Annotated in this window: 19 protein-coding genes; 6 read left to right on the forward strand and 13 right to left on the reverse strand. The window is 71.1% G+C overall.

Translation table 11 applies throughout. The features are described from left to right. Window positions 1-13 precede the first annotated feature (13 nt). From BLW76_RS46035 to BLW76_RS46045, 3 genes are read left to right on the forward strand one after another with little or no spacing between them, the layout of a single operon-like run. On the forward strand, window positions 14-397 hold the full coding sequence (locus BLW76_RS46035; protein ID WP_091318852.1) for a hypothetical protein: 384 nt from the start codon (window positions 14-16) through the stop codon (window positions 395-397). 1 nt (window position 398) lies between these two features. Further along, on the forward strand, window positions 399-1,460 hold the full coding sequence (locus BLW76_RS46040) for a hypothetical protein (protein WP_091318853.1): 1,062 nt from the start codon (window positions 399-401) through the stop codon (window positions 1,458-1,460). Next, on the forward strand, window positions 1,453-1,917 hold the full coding sequence (locus BLW76_RS46045; protein WP_091318855.1) for a YbaB/EbfC family nucleoid-associated protein: 465 nt from the start codon (window positions 1,453-1,455) through the stop codon (window positions 1,915-1,917). The genes BLW76_RS46040 and BLW76_RS46045 overlap by 8 nt, the downstream gene beginning before the upstream one ends. Window position 1,918: 1 nt before the next feature. Here the strand turns inward: BLW76_RS46045 and BLW76_RS46050 are convergent, their stop codons facing one another. From BLW76_RS46050 to BLW76_RS46065, 4 genes are all read right to left on the reverse strand, one after another. Then, on the reverse strand, window positions 1,919-3,604 hold the full coding sequence (locus BLW76_RS46050) for an Hsp70 family protein (protein WP_091318856.1): 1,686 nt from the start codon (window positions 3,602-3,604) through the stop codon (window positions 1,919-1,921). A gap of 59 nt (window positions 3,605-3,663) precedes the next feature. Next, window positions 3,664-4,026: a helix-turn-helix domain-containing protein gene (locus BLW76_RS46055; protein WP_091318858.1), complete on the reverse strand. Its 363-nt coding sequence runs from the start codon at window positions 4,024-4,026 to the stop codon at window positions 3,664-3,666. A 3-nt stretch (window positions 4,027-4,029) separates the two neighbouring features. Further along, a complete protein-coding gene (locus tag BLW76_RS46060; protein WP_091318859.1) occupies window positions 4,030-4,395 on the reverse strand; it encodes a type II toxin-antitoxin system RelE/ParE family toxin in 366 nt (121 codons plus the stop codon). Between the two features lie 100 nt (window positions 4,396-4,495). After that, window positions 4,496-7,054, reverse strand: coding sequence for an ATP-dependent Clp protease ATP-binding subunit (locus BLW76_RS46065; RefSeq protein WP_091318861.1), 2,559 nt, complete (start codon window positions 7,052-7,054; stop codon window positions 4,496-4,498). 363 nt (window positions 7,055-7,417) lie between these two features. Between BLW76_RS46065 and BLW76_RS46070 the strand changes: the two genes are divergently transcribed. Next, window positions 7,418-8,242 (forward strand): (2Fe-2S)-binding protein, encoded by an 825-nt coding sequence (locus BLW76_RS46070; protein ID WP_091318862.1) that lies wholly within the window; start codon window positions 7,418-7,420, stop codon window positions 8,240-8,242. Window positions 8,243-8,606: 364 nt separating this feature from the next. Here BLW76_RS46070 and BLW76_RS46075 read toward each other — a convergent pair whose 3' ends face one another. Then, entirely contained in the window at window positions 8,607-9,182 is a 576-nt protein-coding gene (locus BLW76_RS46075) for a TIGR03086 family metal-binding protein (RefSeq protein WP_091318864.1), read from the reverse strand. A 34-nt stretch (window positions 9,183-9,216) separates the two neighbouring features. Between BLW76_RS46075 and BLW76_RS46080 the strand changes: the two genes are divergently transcribed. Next, complete coding sequence (locus BLW76_RS46080; RefSeq protein ID WP_091320707.1) at window positions 9,217-10,074, forward strand: helix-turn-helix domain-containing protein; 858 nt, start codon at window positions 9,217-9,219, stop codon at window positions 10,072-10,074. A 141-nt stretch (window positions 10,075-10,215) separates the two neighbouring features. On the opposite strand, the gene BLW76_RS46085 is transcribed toward BLW76_RS46080, so the two are convergent. Continuing rightward, entirely contained in the window at window positions 10,216-10,566 is a 351-nt protein-coding gene (locus BLW76_RS46085; RefSeq protein ID WP_020641935.1) for a histone-like nucleoid-structuring protein Lsr2, read from the reverse strand. Between the two features lie 145 nt (window positions 10,567-10,711). Then, entirely contained in the window at window positions 10,712-12,220 is a 1,509-nt protein-coding gene (gene lysS, locus BLW76_RS46090) for a lysine--tRNA ligase (RefSeq protein ID WP_091318865.1), read from the reverse strand. A 78-nt stretch (window positions 12,221-12,298) separates the two neighbouring features. On the opposite strand from lysS, the gene BLW76_RS46095 reads away from it, so the two are divergent. Beyond that, window positions 12,299-13,051 carry a class I SAM-dependent methyltransferase gene (locus BLW76_RS46095; RefSeq protein ID WP_091318867.1) on the forward strand — a complete coding sequence of 251 codons (753 nt, stop codon included), beginning with the start codon at window positions 12,299-12,301 and terminating at the stop codon, window positions 13,049-13,051. On the opposite strand, the gene BLW76_RS46100 is transcribed toward BLW76_RS46095, so the two are convergent. From BLW76_RS46100 to BLW76_RS46125, 6 genes are all read right to left on the reverse strand, one after another. Then, window positions 13,048-13,824 (reverse strand): type III pantothenate kinase, encoded by a 777-nt coding sequence (locus BLW76_RS46100; RefSeq protein ID WP_091318869.1) that lies wholly within the window; start codon window positions 13,822-13,824, stop codon window positions 13,048-13,050. The genes BLW76_RS46095 and BLW76_RS46100 overlap by 4 nt on opposite strands. 5 nt (window positions 13,825-13,829) lie before the next feature. After that, window positions 13,830-14,327, reverse strand: a complete 498-nt coding sequence (panD, locus tag BLW76_RS46105) for an aspartate 1-decarboxylase (RefSeq protein WP_091318871.1) — start codon at window positions 14,325-14,327, stop codon at window positions 13,830-13,832. Window positions 14,328-14,336: 9 nt separating this feature from the next. Continuing rightward, window positions 14,337-15,248 carry a pantoate--beta-alanine ligase gene (panC, locus tag BLW76_RS46110; protein WP_091318873.1) on the reverse strand — a complete coding sequence of 304 codons (912 nt, stop codon included), beginning with the start codon at window positions 15,246-15,248 and terminating at the stop codon, window positions 14,337-14,339. After that, window positions 15,245-16,204, reverse strand: a complete 960-nt coding sequence (locus tag BLW76_RS46115) for a Rossmann-like and DUF2520 domain-containing protein (RefSeq protein ID WP_425266071.1) — start codon at window positions 16,202-16,204, stop codon at window positions 15,245-15,247. Before BLW76_RS46115 ends, panC begins: the two co-directional genes overlap by 4 nt. A 224-nt stretch (window positions 16,205-16,428) precedes the next feature. Then, window positions 16,429-17,532, reverse strand: coding sequence for a PrsW family intramembrane metalloprotease (locus BLW76_RS46120; RefSeq protein ID WP_091318876.1), 1,104 nt, complete (start codon window positions 17,530-17,532; stop codon window positions 16,429-16,431). A 314-nt stretch (window positions 17,533-17,846) separates the two neighbouring features. Further along, complete coding sequence (locus tag BLW76_RS46125) at window positions 17,847-20,333, reverse strand: DUF6779 domain-containing protein (protein WP_091318878.1); 2,487 nt, start codon at window positions 20,331-20,333, stop codon at window positions 17,847-17,849. Window positions 20,334-20,382 lie beyond the last annotated feature (49 nt).

The raw sequence follows: 20,382 nt of genomic DNA on the forward strand, positions 1-20,382 counted from the left end.
GAAGAGGTGAGCGATGATCGGATTCGAGACCGACCTGCAGGACCTGCGGGACTCGGCCCGGGCCCTCCAAGGAGCGGCCGATGCCGCGGAAGCAGCGTCGACCGGCCTGCGCGGCACCGACGTCCCCGTCAAGCAAGAGGGCGGCGGCGGGTTCTTCGGCGGCCTCGGCGCGATGTTCCCCGCGGACAACGCCTTCGGCCGCACGCTCGGCATGCCGGCCGTCGCGGCGGCCTACAACGACCACCTGGCGAAGATCCAGAAGCTGGTCGCGCAGCTGCACCAGACCACCGCGGACACCAGCCACGCGCTGATGCGGGTCGCGGAGCTGTACGAGAAGGCGGACGAGAACTCGAAGCAGCGCGTGAACCGCGCGGCCGCCGGTCTGGAAGGGAACTGACGTGGACGGCTACTTCGACACCGGGCTCGACGCCCAGCCGATGTCCAGCGGCGACGACCGCCGCGCCGAGCTCCTGGACGGCGTCTCCGATGACCTGAAGGACGGCGCGACCGACGCCCTCGACGCGCTCGAGATCCTGAAGATGACCGACTGGCTCATCGGCGGCTTCGTCCCGATCGAGGGCGGCTTCGAGAAGATGCAGGACGACGTCGCCGGCATCTACCGCGAGTTCTCCGACGCCGACATCGACCACGACTCGGCCGAGGGCCTGCAGCACCTGATCATGCGGCACGACGCCGTCTGGAAGGCGCTGCAGCGCAACTCGGGCCCGAAGCTCGACGACGCCCGGCAGTTCCTCGACGTCTGGCGCGGCTCCGCGGCGAACGCCGTCAAGGCCTACCTGAACGACCTCGCGGACACCTTCACCGAGGTCGAAACCAAGATCACCATCCTGGAGGCCGACCTCGTCGCCGCGCGCGAGGCCATCGCGTCGGCCCGGCAGGACCTGAACAACCTCGGCTTCACCTTCAAGAAGACGGCGGAGGACTACCAGAAGTCGCAGGAGCGCAAGCGCGAAGCGGCGATGTCGAAGGTGCTGGCGGCGACGTTCGCGGGTGCGGTCACCGGCCTGCTCACCGTGGCCACCGCCGGCGCGGGCGCCGCGGCGGGCGCGACGATCTTCACCATGGCCAACGGCGCGATCGTCGCCGGGAACGCCGCCGGCGGCGCGATCACCGCGGTGGTGGCCAACCAGGCGGAGATCACCGGCGACAACGGCCTCGACCTGTACAAGAGCTTCATGGACAGCGCGGACAAGATCCGCAACGGTGCCGCCGACGCGGCGCAGACGCTGGCGGACCGCATCGGCGACGAAGCCGTCGACCTGCCGAAGATCCCCGACGCGCCGGACGTCAGCCCGGGCTCGAGCTTCGACCCGGACAACTTCGAGACCGACCGCACGTCGCGGCAGACCGAAAAGAACGTCCGCGACGCGAACGTCGACATCGCCCCCGACGGCCAAGTGTCCAGCGGCGCGACGCACGCCGGGAGGCTGGATGGCTGACGCCCCGGACCGCGACGCCCTCCTGGCCGAACTGTCCGCGCTGTCGGCGACGGCGACGTCCGCCGACGGCGCGGTCACGCTGTCGGTCAACACCGACGGCGTGCTGACCCGGCTGCGGCTGAGCGACGCCGTCTCGCGGATGTCGCCGTCGGAGATCGCGGACGCCGTCCTGCGCACCTACGTCGAAGCGCAGCGCGACTCGGCGAAGCGGACCGGGCAGCTGCTGGCCCCACTGGGCACCGGCGGCTACCTGATGGACCGGCTGCGCTGGCGGGTCCAGTTCGAGCCGGCGCCGGTGCCGGTGGCCGCGCCCGCGCCTCCTCCGGGCCCTCCGGCCGCGGACGGCAAGGTGCTGAAGGACCGGTCTTCGGACGCCCCGGCCGCCGAGCAGCCGGCCAGACCGGTGGCGGACGACGACTGGTACGCCGGCGGCATGCGGTTCGACAAGGCCTGGTGAGTCAGGTCGGCTTGACCTGGCTGGTGAAGCCGGCGATCAGATCCTCGAGGCGGCGGGGTTCTTCCGTGGCGTAGATCGCGGCCACCCGGCGCTCGGCCACGCCGAAAAGCACGATCGACGACTTCTTGTCGGCACGGGCGACGTACTCGCCGTGCAGCCCGCCACCGTCCCAGGTGCCGCGGCCGGCGGGCGTCAGCTTCGTGTTCACTTCGATGTATTCGGTGGTCACGCCCTGGTAGTAGCTGACGCTGCCGCCCGTGAAGGCGCAGATGACCGAGAGCTGGGCGCCCAGTAGCCGGGCGAAGTGGTCGTTGTCCTTGCAGGTGCTCCGGTCCGGGACGGACCCGGCCAGCAAGCGCAGGCACGGGGTGAAGCCGGCCCGGTCGCGCTCGGTCGTCTGCGTGCAGTCCGCCGCGGCCTGCGCGGCCTGATCGCGGATGACGAACACGACGACGGTGGCCACGACCGCGGCGACCAGGAGCACGGCGAGCGCGAGGAACCAGGGCTTGCGCTTCCGACGCGGTTCCGGCGCGGGCTGCGGCGGCCGAGCCGGTTGCTGCCACGGCTGCGGCCGCGGCGGCGTCGCAGGCGGCCGGACGGGCGCGAACGCGGGCACGGTGAGGTCGGTGGGGGTGCCGAGCGGAACGTGGTGGAGCCCGAACGCGACGGCGGTCTCGGGCTGGTCCTGCGTGGTCGGCGTGACGCCGAGCTGCCGGCCGAGCAGCGTGGCCAGTAGCGGCATCCGGCTCGGCCCGCCGACGAGGTAGACGCCGGCGAGCTGCGCGGGCGCGAGACCGGCGCGGCGGACGGTGGCGGCGAGCAGTTCGGCGCTGCGCAGCAGGCTGGGCCGCACGAGCGCTTCGAGTTCGTCCCGGCTGACGAGGACGTCCCCGAACGGCTCGGGCATCGGGACGTGGGTCTGCGCGTGCCGCGAGAGGCTTTCCTTGGCGTCACGGACATCCTGCAGCAGCGCCCGCCGCGTCCGGCGGTCGGCGGTGGTCTGCGGGCGCAGGAGCCGTTGCCACTGCGCGGGATCGGCGTGCGACACCTCGCGTCCGATGTGGACGAGCAGCGCCTGGTCGATGTCGAGGCTGCCGAGGTCGGGCAGGCCGTCTTCGGCGAGCACGGTGAAGCCCTGCCGGGTGACGCCGACGACGGCGCAGTCGAAGGTGCCTGCCCCGAGGTCGTAGACGCCGATGGGGCCGCCGGCCCGCCTCCCCAGGCTGGCGTAGTGCGCGGCGGCGGCGACGGGTTCGGGGATCAGCCGGACATCGGCGAGCCGCGCCTTCGCGGCGGCGGTCCGGAGGACGTCCTGCCGGTCGCCACCCCAGCCTGCCGGGTGCGAGATCCGCGTCTGCGCGGGCGGGCGGCCGAGCTGCCGTTCGGCCTCCTCGCCCATCCGGCGCAGGACGGCGGCGAAGGCGTCGGTGATCTCGACGTCGCTGTCGCCGAGCCGGATGCGACCTTCGTCGATGCGCCGCTTGGGGTTGGGTTCGAACCGGCTGGGCTCGAGCCGCGCCCGCCGTTCGGCATCCTGGCCGACGACGAGCAGGCCGTCGTCGTTGCGGTAGACGGCGGAGGACATGGTGACCGACCCGTCGACCTCGATGGCCCGCGGCCCCCGCCCGAAGGCGGAGAGGACGCCGACCGTGCTCGAAGTCCCGAAGTCGATCGAGAGCACGTCCACGCGGATTCCCCTCCCAAGGTCCGCGGGCATCGTCTCACGGCCGAGGGGCTCGGTTTCGGTCAGGCGCAGGCGCCGGCGGAACCGCGCTCCGCGGCCGAAACGGTGACGTCGCGATCCTCGAAATCTGCGACCACCCGCATCCGGCCACCGAGGGCCGTGATGTAGCGGCGGAGGGTGTCCAGCTCCATCTGGCCCGGATCACCCTGTTCGAGTTGGCTGATCCGCGGCTGGCTGACGCCCATGCGCCGGGCCAGTTCGGTCTGGCTGATTCCGGCATCCTCGCGGAGCTGGGCGAGGCGAAAACCGAGCACGTACGCCTCGGTGGCCTCGCGCGCGGAAGCACGTGCGCTGTCGACGTCGCGACCGGCCTCGCGATCGATGGCGAGCTTGTCAGCCTTGACTTCCTTCCAGGATCGGCTCATCGCTCAGTCCTCCTCTCCGTGACTCAGATGGTCGCGAAACCGTCGCTCCGCGATCGGGATGTTGAGGTCGTACCAGCGCTGCCAGTTGCCGGCCTTGTCGCCGGCCACCAACAGCACCGCGTGCCGGGCGGGGTCGAAGGCGAAGAGAATCCTGATCTCGCTGCTCCCTGCGGAGGCCGGCCTCAGCTCTTTCAAGTTGTGCAAGCTCGAACCCTTGAGCCGGTCGACCAGCGGCCGTCCGAGGCGAGGTCCCTCCCGAGCGAGCATGTCGATCGCCTCTTCGACCCGGTCGGCGGAGACCGGGTCTTCACGGCACAGGTCCACGAACCACCGGTCGACCTCGTCGTGCAGCTCGATCTCCCACGTCATCCGCAGTCTATAACTTACACCTTATATCCAGTATCCGCCAGACACGGGAAGGGCGGCTCCCCACTCGGGGGAACCGCCCTCCTGACGTACTACGCGACGATCACTCGCCTTCGGCTTCGCCGCCCTGCTCCTCGTGGCCCGCGCCGATGCTGACCGGCGGGGCGTCCGGGATGGACGACGGACGGCGCTCGCCGCGGAAGGTGAACCGCGCCTGGTCGTCCTTGTCCTCCGGGTTGCCGCTCCAGCCTTCGACGTCGACCAGGATGATCTGGCCCGGCTCGACCTCGCCGAACAGGATCTTCTCCGACAGCTGGTCCTCGATCTCGCGCTGGATCGTGCGGCGCAGCGGCCGCGCACCCAGCACGGGGTCGAAGCCGCGCTTGGCCAGCAGCGACTTGGCCTTCGCCGTGAGCTCCAGCTCCATGTCCTTCGCACGCAGCTGCGTCTCCACGCGGCCGATCATCAGGTCGACCATCATGATGATCTGTTCCTGCGTCAGCTGGTGGAACACGATGATGTCATCGATCCGGTTCAGGAACTCCGGGCGGAAATGCTTCTTCATTTCCTCGTTGACCTTCTGCTTCATCTTCTCGTACCGGGTGCCGGTGTCGTTGGACCCGGCGAACCCGAGCGAGACGGACTTCGAGATGTCCGACGTGCCCAGGTTGGACGTGAAGATGAGGACCGTGTTCTTGAAGTCGACCGTGCGGCCCTGACCGTCGGTCAGGCGGCCGTCCTCCAGCACCTGCAGGAGCGTGTTGTAGATCTCCTGGTGCGCCTTCTCGATCTCGTCGAACAGGACCACCGAGAACGGCTTGCGACGCACCTTCTCCGTCAGTTGGCCGCCCTCTTCGTAGCCCACGTAGCCTGGAGGGGCACCGAAGAGCCGCGAAGCGGTGTAGCGGTCGTGGAACTCACCCATGTCGATCTGGATGAGCGCGTCGTCCTCGCCGAACAGGAACGAGGCCAGCGCCTTCGACAGCTCGGTCTTACCCACACCGGACGGGCCGGCGAAGATGAACGAGCCCGACGGGCGCTTCGGGTCCTTCAGACCGGCACGCGTACGGCGGATCGCCTGCGAGACGGCCTTGACCGCGTCCTCCTGGCCGATGATGCGCTTGTGGAGCTCCTCCTCCATGCGCAGCAGCCGGGTGGTCTCCTCCTCGGTCAGCTTGAACACCGGGATGCCGGTCCAGTTGGCCAGCACCTCCGCGATCTGCTCGTCGTCGACCTCGGCGACGACGTCGAGGTCGCCGTCCTTCCACTGCTTCTCCCGCTCGCCCTTCTGGCCGAGGAGGGTCTTCTCCTCGTCGCGCAGGCGGGCGGCCCGCTCGAAGTCCTGCGCGTCGATCGCGGACTCCTTGTCGCGGCGGACGTTGGCGATCTTCTCGTCGAACTCGCGCAGGTCCGGCGGCGCGGTCATCCGGCGGATGCGCATCCGGGCGCCGGCCTCGTCGATCAGGTCGATCGCCTTGTCCGGGAGGAACCGGTCGTTGATGTACCGGTCCGCCAGGGTCGCGGCGGCGACCAGCGCCGAGTCGGTGATCGAGACGCGGTGGTGCGCCTCGTACCGGTCGCGCAGGCCCTTGAGGATCTCGATCGTGTGCTCCAGCGACGGCTCGCCGACCTGGATCGGCTGGAACCGGCGCTCGAGGGCGGCGTCCTTCTCGATGTACTTGCGGTACTCCTCGAGGGTGGTCGCGCCGATCGTCTGCAGCTCACCGCGGGCGAGCATCGGCTTCAGGATCGAAGCCGCGTCGATCGCGCCCTCGGCGGCACCCGCCCCGACCAGCGTGTGCAGCTCGTCGATGAACAGGATGATGTCGCCGCGGGTCTTGATCTCCTTGAGCACCTTCTTCAGGCGCTCTTCGAAGTCACCGCGGTAGCGGGAGCCGGCGACCAGGGAGCCCAGGTCCAGCGTGTAGAGCTGCTTGTCCTTGAGCGTCTCGGGCACCTCGCCCTTGACGATGCTCTGCGCGAGGCCCTCGACGACGGCGGTCTTGCCGACGCCGGGCTCGCCGATGAGCACCGGGTTGTTCTTGGTCCGGCGGGACAGCACCTGCATGACCCGCTCGATCTCCTTGCCGCGCCCGATGACCGGGTCGAGCTTGCCCTCGCGGGCGAGCACGGTCATGTTGCGGCCGAACTGGTCCAGCACCAGCGACGACGACGGGGTGCCCTCACCGCGGCCGGAACCGGTTTCGGTGGACTCCTTGCCGCCCTGGTAGCCCGAGAGCAGCTGCAGCACCTGCTGGCGGACCCGGTTGAGGTCCGCACCCAGCTTGACCAGGACCTGCGCGGCGACGCCCTCGCCCTCGCGGATCAGGCCGAGCAGGATGTGCTCGGTGCCGATGTAGTTGTGGCCGAGCTGCAGCGCCTCGCGCAGCGACAGCTCCAGCACCTTCTTGGCGCGCGGCGTGAACGGGATGTGCCCGCTCGGCGCCTGCTGGCCCTGGCCGATGATCTCCTCGACCTGCTGGCGCACGCCCTCCAGGGCGATGCCCAGCGACTCCAGCGCCTTGGCGGCGACACCCTCACCCTCGTGGATCAGACCCAGGAGGATGTGCTCGGTGCCGATGTAGTTGTGGTTGAGCATCCTGGCCTCTTCTTGAGCCAGGACGACCACCCGCCTCGCGCGGTCGGTGAACCTCTCAAACATGTGCACTCCCTCGACTGCTGCGCCGGCGGCCCGTTTCCATCGCGTGCTTTCACCGCGATGGATTCAGCACCGTGAGACCACTCTAGTAGCCAAGCCGTCGCGCTGGCGTACCACTACGGCTCTCCGTGGCCTTTTTCGCACCCGGACAGGGGGTCTTCCGGGTGCTCCCATCATCAGGTTGCCCTGCACCTTTACGTCAACCCCAACGTGCGAGTGGTCATCCGGATTCCGCCATCCGCGCGCTGTCCGCTCACCGCGAACAGTCCGCAAGCTGGGAGTGCCCCACCCGATTGGCGCAGCCCTCGGAAGTCTGTAAGGTTAGGCACGCCTAATCCACACACGGCGCTTCGAGGAGGGCCGCGGTTGAACCAGCAGCGGTCCTTCCGTGACGCACGCGAGGTCGGCGACGGCCTCGCGTCGTCGTTGCTGCGGGTTGCGGGGCGCCAGGAGCGCACCGAGCTGCGCCGCGACGTCCCGGCGGGCTGGATCCGCTGCTCGGAGCTGCTGGCGAAGCCGGAGTACTTCGGCGAGTGGCGCGGCCTGCTGGGCGACTGGCTGCTGCGCGAGCACTCCGCGGCACCGGCCCGCACCACGGCCAGCTGGGTACTGACGTGGTACCTGCACGTGCCGGCGTACGTGGGCGCGCTGCTGCTGCACCACGAGCGGCGGGTGCCGTCCCTCGCGCCGGCCGAGCTGGCGTTCCGGCTATCGGACGACCGCCCCCACCCGGACGGCATGGCGGTGCTGGGTGACGCGTTCCACTGCCTCCCGACCGACCCGGGCTCGGCCCGTCCGGAGGCCACAGTGGTCCGCGACGAGCGAGCCTTGGCGGCGGTCCTCCGGGCCCGCTACCTGGCCCACGCGGCCCGGTTCGTGACCGTGTACGCCCCGATCAGCGGACTGGGCCGCCGCACCCTGTGGGCGGCGGCGACGGACGCGCTGGAGAACTCGCTGTGGTGGGCGGGCCGCCAGGGCGGCACACCGGAGGCCGAAGGCGCGGGCGTCGCGGACGCGGCGCTGGTGCTCGACGAGCGGTACCCACCGCTGACGTCGGCGTCGACGTTGCGCCTGGCGGAAGGCCCGGAGGGCCACCGCGAGTGGACCCGGCGGCGCGAGAGCTGCTGCTTTTCGTACCTGCTGCCGTCGTCCGGCGAGTGCGACGGCTGCCCGCGCACCTGCTCGCGGTAGGCCCAGTTCCAGGCGAGGTTCGGACTCCAGCGCGGCCCGGTGCGGGGAGCACTGAAGGCCGCGAACGAGTCATTTGCGGCCTCCTGGCCTGCTGCCGCGTTGGGACTCCCCACCCCCACGCCGCCGAGCCCTGCCGCTCGGACCTCGCCGGCACAGCGCGCCCCCGGCAGAGTCCATCTCCCGGGCGGTCCTTCACGAGAGGCCGAGGGCCGGTGCAGCTGTCGCCGCTGTCACGACCGGCTGTGCCCTGCCGCACGACCGCCCGAGACCCCCGGCACAGCCCACCCTCCCGGGGGCTGCCCCCGCTTCCAGCGTATCGGCCACCACCGACAAAACCGCCCCCCGGACCGCAGCTGTCCACAGCTCAGCCCACTTGGGGACAACTCCATTCCGGGTCGCGTCCTGACGCGCCCAGCGCCCGCTCCAGCGGCGACGCGTCGGCCGCCACCGCCACCTCGGGCCCGTACACCCCCATCGCCCGCGCCTGGTCGCCCATCGCCACCGCGGACTCGTACACCGCCGTCGCCGCTTCGGGGGCGCAGTGGAACGCCTGGCCGCTCGCCCGGGCCAGGTCCCAGCCGTGCAGCACGAACTCGCCCAGCACCATCGCGCCCACCACCGCCGACGGCATCGCGGCCGAGCCCAGTGACGTCGTCCCCGTCCACACCGAAGGCGTCCCGAACACCGAAACCAGCGTCTCGGTCTGCTTCTCCAAGTCCGCGCGCCAGTCGTCCGTGACGAACGCCGCCTCTCCACCGCCCGGTGACGGCGGCTCCGCGCGCTGCCCGGCCGCGATCAGCCACGGACCCCAGTAGACCAGGTGGTTCAGCAGCCCGCGGACGTCGTAGCCGTCGCACGGTGTCGGGGCGGTCAGGTCGGGGACCGCGCCCGCGATCCGGAGGAATTCGGCCGCGGCCGGGCGCAACAACGAGGCAGTCATGCCGGTGATCCAAACCCCCGGCGAACCGGACGTCTTGAACGAACGCGACAGCTACCGTGATCCTGTGACGCACCGGATCCCGCGCGGCATCGTCGGCCCTGCCACCGCGCGCACCCAGTTCACGCTGACCCGGCACCCGCCCGCGCCCGCCCTCGCCGAATTCGTCGAATACCACTGGATCCTGCGCTGGGACCTGCGCGGCAAACCGCCGTACGAGCAGCGGGTGCTGCCGAACCTCGCCGTCCACGTCACGTTCTTCCCCGGCGCCTCCGGCGTGCACGGCCCGGCCCACACCGTCTTTTCACACCGGTTGACCGGCCGCGTCCAGGGCCTGGGCGTGCGATTCCGGCCGGGCACCTTCCGCGCGTTCCTCGACGGCCCGGTGTGTGACATCGCCGACCGGGCCGTCCCGCTCGCCGACGTTTTCGGAGCGGCCGCCGAGCAGGCCGCCGAATCGGTGCGCGCGGCCGGCAGCGACGCGCAAATGGCCGGTGCGATCGACAACTTGCTGATCGCAAATCCCGTGCGGCTGTCGCCGGCCGCACGGGCGGCGGCGGAGGCGGTGGAATCAATCGCGCGGGATCCGGGAATTACCCGGGTGGCGCAACTGTGCGCGGATACTGGACTAACCACCCGGTCTGTACAGCGGATGTTCGCCGAACACGTCGGCGTCCCGCCCAAGTGGGCGATCCGGATATACCGCCTCAATGACGCAGCGCAGCGACTGGTCACGGAAGGAGATCCCGATTACGCCGGTCTGGCGGTTCGACTGGGCTATAGCGACCAGTCGCACTTCATCCGCGATTTCCGGACGGTGACCGGTCAGTCGCCTGCCGAGTACGCCCGAACCGCCCGCACCGCTGAACGGCAACCGGACAGCGGCAAGACATGAAGAAAGCCGCCGGGCGGAAATTCGCCCGGCGGCCCGCTGAAACCCCGCGTCGACGACGATTGCCACGCCATCACCGCGGCCGGGGATAGCTGCTGGTCAGCGACCCGCAGCCGGCCCGCCCGAAGCCGGCGTGAACAATCTTCAGTTCTTCTTGTGGTAGGCCTCGACGACCTCGGAGGGGATACGGCCGCGGTCGGAAACCGCGTAACCGTTCTTGCGCGCCCACGACCGGATGGCCTGGTTCTGCTCGCGGTCGACAGCGGCAGGCCGAGCCGAACCCTTACCCGCGACCGGGCGAACCGAAGCGCGCTTGCGACCGCCCGCACGACGCGCGTGCTCGACATACTGGGCGAGCGCGTCCCGCAGCTCCTCGGCGTTTTCCGAGGAGAGATCGATCTGGTAGCTCACTCCGTCCAAACCGAACTCGACGGTCTCTTCCGCCTCACTGCCGTCGAGGTCGTCGACCAGCGAGACGAGCACCTTCTGTGCCATCCGATTCCTCCTGCGGGGGCTTACTCAATGATCTGGTACGGGGCAAGCCCCGGGACAGAAGTCTTTGTCTAAGACATTAGTACCCGCTTCCGGAGGGCAGCGCAAATCTCATTGCGATAACCGCTGCTATCCTCACACGGCCGGGTTATTCGGGACGCACCAGCGGGAAGAGGATCGTCTCCCGGATACCGAGACCGGTCAGCGCCATGAGCAGCCGGTCGATACCCATTCCGACACCGCCGCTCGGCGGCATTCCGTACTCCAGGGCACGGAGGAAATCCTCGTCCAGCCGCATGGCTTCGCTATCGCCCTGCGCGGCCAGCAGCGACTGTTCGGTGAGGCGTTCCCGTTCGACGACCGGATCGACCAGCTCGGAGTATCCGGTGGCGAGTTCGAATCCACGCACGTAGAGGTCCCACTTCTCGGCCACGCCGGGCCGGGAGCGGTGCTGCCGCGTCAATGGCGACGTCTCCAGCGGAAAATCACGGACAAACGTCGGGGCGTGCAGGTGATCTCCGACGAGGTGTTCCCACAGTTCCTCGACGAGCTTGCCGTGCCCGAGCTTCGGGTCGACTTCCAGGCCCCTGGCCTGCGCGAATCCGAGCAGTTTGGCGGCGGGCGTCTCCGGCGTCACCTCTTCGCCGAGCGAATCGGACAACGACTCGTACATTCCGAGCGTGGTCCATTCGCCGGACAGGTCGTACTCCGAACCGTCCGGCAGCGTGACGACCAGCGTGTCCAGCACCGACTGCGCGGCCTCCTGGATCAGCTGGCGGGTCATCACCGCGTTCGTGTCGTACGTGGCATACGCCTCGTAGTACTCGAGCATCGCGAACTCCGGCGAGTGCGACGAGTCGCTGCCCTCGTTCCGGAAGTTGCGGTTGATCTCGAAGACCTTCTCGATGCCGCCGACGACGCAGCGCTTGAGGTAGAGCTCCGGCGCGATCCGCAGGAAGAGCTCCATGTCGAAAGCGTTGGAATGCGTGACGAACGGGCGGGCCGCGGCGCCGCCGTGCAGCGTCTGCAGCATCGGCGTTTCGACCTCGGTGAACCCGCGGCGGTGGAACGACTCCCGCAGCGACCGGACCACGCCGGCCCGCGTGCGCACGACGTCCCGCGCGCGCGGGCGCATGATGAGGTCGACGTAGCGCTGCCGGATCCGGGTTTCCTCGGCCAGCTCCTTGTGCGCGGTCGGCAGCGGGCGCAGCGCCTTCGACGTGATGCGCCAGGCATCGGCCATCACGGAAAGCTCGCCGCGCTTGGACGTGATGACCTCGCCCTGCACGAACACGTGGTCGCCGAGGTCGACGTCGGACTTCCACGCCGCCAGCGCGTCTTCGCCGACCTTCGCCAGGCTGATCATCGCCTGCAGCTCGGAGTCGCCTTCGCGGAGGCTCGCGAAGCACAGTTTGCCCGTATTGCGCAGGAACATCACCCGGCCGGTGATGCCGACGGTCTCGCCGGTGGCCGTGTCGACGGGCAGTCCTTCGTGCGCCGCCCGCACCTCGGCGAGCGAGTGCGTGCGGGGTACCTCGACCGGGTAGGGATCGATACCCTCGGCGAGGATCCGGTCGCGCTTCTCCCGGCGCACCCGCATCTGCTCGGGCAGTTCGTCTTCGGCGGGCTCGCTGGTGGAAGCGGGGTTTTCGGTCATGGCCCATAGGGTACGAACCCCCCGGACCGCTACGCCAACCGGATTACCTTTACCTTTCCCGCCATTAGCCTGGACCGGGTGAGCGATCCCACCCGAGGTCAGCGCGCTTCTTCCTTCGGCACCCGCGCCGCCGAGTACGCCCGGCACCGGCCCGATTACCCGCGGCCAGCGATCGAATGGGGCCTTTCCGGCGCCACCGGAACAGCGCGCCGGGTGCTCGATCTCGGCGCCGGAACCGGCAAGCTCACCCTCGGCCTCACCGCACTCGGGCTCGACGTCACCGCGGTCGAACCCGACCCGGAAATGCGCGCCGAACTGGAGCGGGCCGTGCCGTCGGCGAAGTCACTGGCGGGGCAGGCGGAACGGATCCCGCTGCCCGACGCGGCGGTGGACGCGGTTCTCGTCGGCCAGGCCTTCCATTGGTTCGACGTCCCGGCGGCACTGACGGAGATCGGCCGCGTGCTGCGCCCCGGCGGCGTGTGCGTGCCGATGTGGAACTACGAAGACGAATCGGTGCCGTGGGTCGCCGGGTTCACCGAACTGGGCCGCGACGGCACGCGCCGCCCCGCGAGCGTCGAAGCCATCCGCGAGCTGACGCACCCGGCCTTCGAACCGTTCGAAATCGGCCGGTTCCGCCATGCGCAACGGCGGACGGCGGAAAGCCTGGTGGAAACGATCGCGACGTATTCGAAGGTGATCGTGGCGCCACCGGCGGAGTCGGCGGCGCTGCTCGGGCGGCTGCGGCGCTACCTGGCGGAGCACCCGGCCACCGCGGACGGCGAGTTCGACCTGCCGCTCGTCACCACGGCGCTGCGCGCCCGCCGGAGCTAGGGCCGGATGTTGCGCTCGTAGGCCAGCCGCAGGCCGAGCAGGGTCAGCTCGGGCACGTGGTCGGTGATCGTCTCCGACTCGCCGAGCACGAGCGGGGCCAGGCCGCCGGTGGCCAGCACCGCCACCGGCTCCTTGCCGCCCGGCGAGAGCTCGCGGACGATCCGGCGCACCAGCCCGTCCACCTGGCCCGCGAAGCCGTACAGGATCCCGGACTGCAGGCACTCCACCGTGTTCTTCCCGATCACCGACCGCGGCGGCACCAGTTCGACCTTGCGCAGCGCCGCCGCGCGCAACGCCAGCGCGTCCACCGAAATCTCGATCCCGGGCGCGAACGCGCCGCCCAGGAACTCGCCGCGCGCGGAGATGGCGTCCACGTTGGTCGACGTGCCGAAGTCGACCACCACGCACGCCGTGCTGTGGAGGTGGTGCGCGGCCAGCGTGTTGACCAGCCTGTCCGCGCCCACCTCCTTCGGGTTGTCCACCAGCAGCGCCACGCCGGTGCGCACGCCCGGTTCGACCACGATCTTCGGCACCCGGGCGTAGTACCGGCTCAGCATCACCCGCAGCTCGCGCAGCACCGCCGGCACCGTCGACAGCGCGCTGATGCCGGTCACGGCGTCCGCGTGCGGGCCGAGCAGCCCGCGGACCGTCAACGCCAGCTCGTCGGCCGTCATGCGCGCGTCCGTGCGCATGCGCCAGTCGCCCACGAGGTCCGTGCCGGACCACAGGCCCAGCACGATGTTCGTGTTGCCGACGTCGACGGTGAGCAGCAAGCGGTTCAGCTTTCCGCGTGCAGCAACGCGTCGAGCCGGCGGGCGTCCGCCGTCTCGGCGACCGGGAAGACCGCCGTGTCGTCGTCCGGCGGCAGCGTCACCGTGCCGGACAGCAGTCCCGATCCTTCGGGCGCGTGACCCGGGTCGGTGTGCCGGTGGACGATCCGGTTGTCCGCGTCGACGAACACCACGCGCGGCTGGTACGTCGCCGCCTCGGCGTCGTCCATCTGGCCGTACGAGATGAGGATGACCAGGTCACCCGGGTGCACCAGGTGCGCCGCGGCGCCGTTGATGCCGAGCACGCCGCTGCCGCGCTCGCCCTTGATGACGTAGGTCTCCAGCCGCGCCCCGTTGGTGACGTCCACAATGGACACCTGTTCCCCCGGCAGCAGGTCCGCGGCCTCCATCAGGTCCTCGTCGACCGTCACCGAACCGACGTAGTGCAGGTCGGCCTGGGTCACGGTGACCCGGTGGATCTTCGACTTGAGCATCGTGCGGTACATCGTGGACTCCTATTCCCCTGCGTCCCGCTCCGGATGCGCCGGGTGATCTACCGAAGCACCGAGCAACACCGGAACGTTGTCGATCAGCCGGGTACTCCCCACCCGGGCCGCGATCAACAGTCGTGCTTCACCATCGACGGGCGCGGGCCCGAGGTCGGTTCCCCGCAACTCCAGGTAATCCACCTCGACCGCGGGCCGCGCGGCGAGGGTCTTCCACGCGGTCTCGAGGACGGCGTCGGCACCGTCCCGGCCGACGAACGCCCCCGCGGTGAGGGCGGCCGACAGGACGATGGCGTCTTCGCGCTGCTCAGGCGTCAGGTAGACGTTGCGCGAGGACAACGCGAGGCCGTCGCGCTCCCGCACGGTCGGCACGCCGATGACGCGCGTGCCGATGTTCAGGTCGCGCACCATCCGCTTGATCAGCACCAGCTGCTGGTAGTCCTTCTCCCCGAAGAAGGCGTAGTCGGGCTGGAGCAGGTTGAACAGCTTCGCCACGACGGTGAGCACGCCGGCGAAGTGGCCGGGCCGGGCGGCGCCTTCCAGCTCGTCGCCGAGCGGGCCCGGGTGCACGGTCACCACGGCGCCCTCGGCGTAGAGGGCGTCCGCGGCCGGCGTGAACCCGATTTCGACGCCGTCCTCGCGCAGGACGTCGAGATCGGCCTCCAGCGGCCGCGGGTACGCCTCGAAGTCTTCGCCCGCGCCGAACTGCAGCGGGTTCACGAAGATCGAGGTGGCCACGACGGTGTTCGGCAGCCGCTTCGCGCGGCGGATCAGCTCGCGGTGCCCTGCGTGCAGCGCGCCCATGGTCGGCACGAGCGCCAGCTTGCGGCCGACGCCGTGCAGCGCCCGGCTGACCTGGCTCATCTGCTCCGGCGACGCGAACGTGTTCAGGGTGCCGCGGCTGAATTTCGGTGTGGTCACTGGTCTGGGTGCCCTTCGGCGGGATCGTCGAGGAGTTCGGTGAGGTCTTTGGCGGCCGCGGTGTCCAGCAGCCCGGCAGCCGTCGAACGCGCCACCGTGCGCCTGGCCAGCGCGCGGTAGGCCGGCGCCACGTCCGGCGCCCGGTCCGCCAGCACCGCGAGGTGCTTGCGGACGGTGCCGAGATCGCCACGCGCGACCGGGCCGGTGAGGGCGCGGTCGCCGTGTCGCAGCACATTATCCAATGCCGCCGAGAGCAGTGGCGCGACCAGGCGTTCGGATTGCCCGATTCCGGCCTGCCGCAACAGGTCCGCGCAGTCGGCGACCAGCGTCATCAGGTGGTTTGCGCCGTGGGCCAACGCAGCGTGGTAGAGCGCACGCGCAGAGTCGGGGATCCGCACCGGCTCGGCACCCATCTCGACGGTCAGCGCTTCGCCGACGTGCCACGCCGCCTCGTCGTCCTCGGCCGCCGTGACGCCGATGCTGCAGGCGGCCAGCCGCTCGAGGTCCTCCTCGCGGCCGGTGAACGTCATCACCGGGTGCAGGGCCAGCGGCAGGGCGCCGGCCTCGGCCGCGGGGTCCAGCACGCGGATGCCGTGCGCCCCGGAGGTGTGCACGACGATCTGCCCGGGCCGCAGCGACCCGGTGGCGACGAGCCCCCGCACCATGCCTTCCAGCGCGTCGTCGGGGAGGGCGAGCAGCACGAGATCCGCCCGGCGCACGGTTTCGTCGGGCGGCAGGAGGGGCACGTCGGGGAGGAGGCGTTCGGCCCGCGCCAGCGACGAGGCGGACAGTCCGGACGCGGCGACCACGGTGTGCCCCGCCCGGGCCAGCGCGGCGCCGAGCACGCTGCCCACCCGGCCGGCGGAAACGACGCCGACCGCGAGGCGGGCGGGCCGCATCATGGCGTGCGCCTGTGGACGCTCATGGTTGGCAGACTCCCTCTGCTCTCGTTCCAGTCCCGCTCCGGGTACCGGACGACGGCGCGAGACTAACTCGGGCAAGCGGGCGCCGTTGAGCCCGGGTGACCAGCTTCACCCGGACCGGGTCACCCGCGAGCGGCCTCGCCGACGAGGCGCGTCGCAGCTCCACCTCGACCCGGGTCACCCGCGGGCAGCCTCGAGGTCGCGCAGGCGGGCGCTCTCACCGCCCAGGCACGTCACCCCGCCGCCGCCCACCCGGGTCAGCCGCGGGCGGCCTCGTCGGCGAGGCGCGTCGCCTCCGCGCGAGCCGCCTTCAGCGTGCGCAGGAGCTCCTCCTGGCGCTGCTGTTCGGCGTCGGTGTGGAGCTGGTGCCGGTCGAGGAACGCGAGCTCCGTCACGCTCGCCTGGTAGACGCTGACGGCCTTCGCGGCCCGCTTGCCGGACTGGCGTTTCGCCTGGCGGCGCCAGGCCCGGCGGCCGGACAGGCTGGCCAGCAGGTCGACCTCCGAAGGCGCGATCCACCGCGCCGCGGCCATGTGCGGCAGCGCGGCGGCGATGATCCGCTGCTCCCGTTTCCGCTGCAGGACGACCAGGTAGACGACGCCGAGGAACAGCGGCAGCATGATCAGGAAGTAGACGGTGAGGAACTTCGACCCGCCGAGCAGCGCGGCGCTGTTCCACAGGGCGTGCAGGCAGACGGCGGCCAGGTACCCGGCGATCGGCGCGATGACCTTGAGCGCCTTGGTGCCCGTCCGCGCGGCGATGCCGATCCCGATGCCGGTGAGCACGGCGAACAGCGGGTGCGTGAACGGCGCGAGCACGCCCCGCAGGAAGAACGCCGTGATGACGCCCTGGCTGTGCCCGTCACCGAAGCCGTAGTCGGCGAAGGCGCGCCCGAAGTAGTAGATGTTCTCGGTGAAGGCGAACCCGGCGGCGCTGAAGCCCGCGTAGACGACGCCGTCCACGACGCCGTCGAACTCGCTTCGCCGGCGCCAGAGGATCAGCACGACGAAGAGCGCCTTCGCGGCCTCCTCGACGACGGGGGCGGAGATGAGCGCGGCGACGGTGTTGCCGCTGCCCTGGCCGAGCAGCTGGTCCCCGACGGCCTCGGCGGTGGTGTTGATGAGCAGCGCGGTGATGGTCGCGATGCAGGCGCCCCAGGCGAAGGCGAGCAGCAGGAACTTGGCGGGTTCGGGCTCCCACCGGTCGACCCACAGGAACCCGGCGACGACACCGGCCACGGGCACGAGCGCGGCGAGCACCCCGATGGTGACGGCGAGGGGCCCCACCCGCGCGGTGGCGAGCCCGAACAGGAACAGGCCGCACAGGGCCACCACGATCAGCCCGAGCACCGGCAGCAGCACGGTGACCCGGCGAGGCCGCCGTCCGCGATCAAGTGCCGTCGCGGGCGAGAGGGTTCCGCTCACAGCGGGTCACCCTACGCAGAGGCCCGCACGACCGGAATGCCGCCTGGCACACACGGCGCGCCGCCCGCCCGCGGGAGGGCGGCACGGCCCGCGGGTGCGCCGCCCGGCCCGCGGGTGCGCCGCCGCGATGCGCCCCAATGTGGCGTTGGGTGCGTCCAACGCACCCAATGCGGCGTTCGGTGCGTCCAACGCACCCAATGTGGCGTTGGGTGCGTCCAACGCACCCAACGCCACATTGGGGCGCTTGGGGCTCAGTCCTCCGCGCGCCGGCGGCGGCGGGGCGTCGAGCCCGTGCCGCCGTTTGCCGCGAGGAGCTCGCTCACCGAACGGCCCGCTGCGTGGGAACCACTGCCGGGCGCCGGCTCGGGGGCCGCGCGGCGGCCGTTGTGCGCCCCGTTGTGGGTTCCGTTGTGGCCGTTCTGCTGCTGCTCGACCTCGGCCGGGTCCACCGGCGCCATGCCGCGGCGGGACATCGAGGCGCGCTCCGCGACCATGCCCTCCCAGGCCGGCGGCTCGCCGTCCGGACGGCGGCGGCGGCCTCCGCCCGGCGGCTCGGCGGCTGCCGACGGCTGCTGCGAGTCCTCCGGCTTGCGGCGGCGGCCGCCGGAGCGGCCCTGGAAGTTGCGGACCGACTCCGGCAACGTCGGGTTCGCCAGCGGCTCCTCGGCCTTGGCAGCCTCCGCGGGCGCGCGGTGCGAACCACCGTGCCGGGACGGTGGCTCCTCCAGGATCGGCGACATGTCGGCCCGCGAGAACTGCTCCAGCCGCGACGGCCGACGGCTGTCGGCGGCCGGGACCGGCGTGGTCGGCGGCACCACCGGCGGCAGGTCGGTGCGCGACGGCTGCCGCGGCGCCGGCTTGTTGCTCGGCACCGGCGTCGTCGGCGGGACGACCGGCGGGATGTCCGTCCGCGAGGCCACGGCGTCCCGTGGCATCGGCGGCTTCGGCTCGGGCGGCTTCGGCCGGTTCGGCCGCTGGCGCTCGGCGAAGTCGTCGCGGTTCTGGAAGGCGGCGCTCAGGTCCTTGACCGGACGGATGTCCGAACGCGACATCTCCGACGGCTTCGGCGGCGGCACACTGGCCGCCGGCCGCCCCGGCACCGGCCGCGGCGGCTCGGGCGCCTTGCGCGGCTCGGGACGCCCGCCGTTCGGCTGGCCGCCGACGCGCGGAATGTCCGGGCGGGACATCTCGACGCGCGGAATGTCCGGCCGGGACATCTCCACCCGCGGAATATCGGGCCGCGACATCTCCACCCGAGGAATATCGGGCCGCGACATCTCCACCCGAGGAATGTCCGGCCGGGACATCTCGACGCGCGGAATGTCCGGGCGGGACATCTCCACCCGCGGGATATCGGGCCGCGACATCTCCACGCGCGGAATGTCCGCACGCGACGCTTCACCGCGCGGGACGTTCGGCCGTGGCGCCTCAGGCCGCGGCATCTCCGGCCGTGGCATCTCCGGCCGTGGCATCTCCGGCCGTGGCATCTCCGGCCGTGGCATCTCGACCCGAGGGATCTCCGGCCGTGGCATGTCGGGTCGCGGCATCTCCGGCCGCTGCGCCTCGACACGCGGGATGTCCGACCGCGACACCTCGACCCGCGGAATGTCGGGCCGCGACATCTCCACCCGCGGAATGTCCGGCCGGGACACCTCGGCGGGGCGGATGTCCGATCGCGACATCTCGGCCCGGCGCGCGGGCGGCGGCTCGGGGCGGCGGATCTCCGTCTTCGGCTCGGACGGCCGGCGGATCTCGGTCTTCGGCTCGGACGGGCGCCGGATCTCGGTCTTGGGGTCGGCGGGCCGCGGCACGTCCCGGCGCGTCGGCTCGGCGGCCGCCTCGGGACGGCGCTCGGGCTGCTTCGCGACCTCGTCCTGTTTCGGCAGGCGCATCGGCTGGGACTCGGCCTGGCGGCGCGCCGCCTCGGCCCGGAGCTCGGCGGCCTTCAGCTCGCGCTGTGCGGCGTTCAGCGCCGGGTCGACCGGCGGCACCGGCGGACGGCGCTCGCTCAGCGGCTTCGGCCGGGCGATCTGCTGGGTGCTCTGCACGGAGACCGGGGCCTTCGGGGCCGGCTTGCCGCCGAAACCCTTGCCCTTGCCGAGGCCGCCCTTGCCGTTCGCGGGCTTGCCGTTCGAGGCCTTGCGGCGGCGTTCGTCGAGGACGCGGTCGATCAGCTCGGTCGGCCGCTCGCCGCCGTCGGGCACCGGCTTCTTGCCGGCCAGCAACTGGGCGGGCTTCTTCTTCGGCGGGCCGTCGGTGACCAGGCGGTTCTCGTCGGACAGCTTGCGCATCCGGGTCGCCTGCGCGGTCAGCGCGACGCGTTCGAGCAGCACCTCGCCGCCGAACAGCGACTGGAGGCTGTCGCGCAGCGCGGACACTTCGGCGCGCAGGGCCTCCAGCTCCTCGCGGCCCTTGGAGTCGGCGACGGAGACTTTTTCCGCCTCCATCTCCAGCTCGTACTCGCGCCGGGCCGCGATCTCGCGTTCCAGCTCCAGTTCGTACACAGCCTGCGCCTCGGCGACCGCGTCCTCGCTCTGTGCCGCGCTCTTGCGGTACTTCACGGCGAGGAAAGCGCCGATCAGGGCGGCCCAGAGGGCCGCGACGATCCCCAGCCGGAGATAGCGGAGGTCGTCGCTGAGCACCAGTGCGAGGGTGGCTCCGATGGCGAGGACAAAGCCGACAACGAGCCACGGCCTGCCCAAGAGGCGGCCGCGCGAGTCGTCACCCACGCCGGTCATGACTGACACCGTACCTGCTCGTAATCCGAACGAGACCTACTCGGTCCAG

Source organism: Amycolatopsis tolypomycina, assembly GCF_900105945.1.
In the GTDB taxonomy this organism is placed as follows: Bacteria; Actinomycetota; Actinomycetes; order Mycobacteriales; family Pseudonocardiaceae; genus Amycolatopsis; species Amycolatopsis tolypomycina.

Excerpts from the sequence above, each read along its gene's own strand:
- panD (WP_091318871.1), bottom strand. The coding sequence starts at position 14,327 with ATGTACCGCACGATGCTCAAGTCGAAGATCCACCGGGTCACCGTGACC.
- BLW76_RS46125 (WP_091318878.1), bottom strand. The coding sequence starts at position 20,333 with ATGACCGGCGTGGGTGACGACTCGCGCGGCCGCCTCTTGGGCAGGCCG.
- BLW76_RS46065 (WP_091318861.1), bottom strand. The coding sequence starts at position 7,054 with ATGTTTGAGAGGTTCACCGACCGCGCGAGGCGGGTGGTCGTCCTGGCT.
- BLW76_RS46045 (WP_091318855.1), top strand. The coding sequence starts at position 1,453 with ATGGCTGACGCCCCGGACCGCGACGCCCTCCTGGCCGAACTGTCCGCG.
- lysS (WP_091318865.1), bottom strand. The coding sequence starts at position 12,220 with ATGACCGAAAACCCCGCTTCCACCAGCGAGCCCGCCGAAGACGAACTG.
- BLW76_RS46060 (WP_091318859.1), bottom strand. The coding sequence starts at position 4,395 with ATGACGTGGGAGATCGAGCTGCACGACGAGGTCGACCGGTGGTTCGTG.
- BLW76_RS46055 (WP_091318858.1), bottom strand. The coding sequence starts at position 4,026 with ATGAGCCGATCCTGGAAGGAAGTCAAGGCTGACAAGCTCGCCATCGAT.
- BLW76_RS46085 (WP_020641935.1), bottom strand. The coding sequence starts at position 10,566 with ATGGCACAGAAGGTGCTCGTCTCGCTGGTCGACGACCTCGACGGCAGT.
- BLW76_RS46075 (WP_091318864.1), bottom strand. The coding sequence starts at position 9,182 with ATGACTGCCTCGTTGTTGCGCCCGGCCGCGGCCGAATTCCTCCGGATC.
- BLW76_RS46035 (WP_091318852.1), top strand. The coding sequence starts at position 14 with ATGATCGGATTCGAGACCGACCTGCAGGACCTGCGGGACTCGGCCCGG.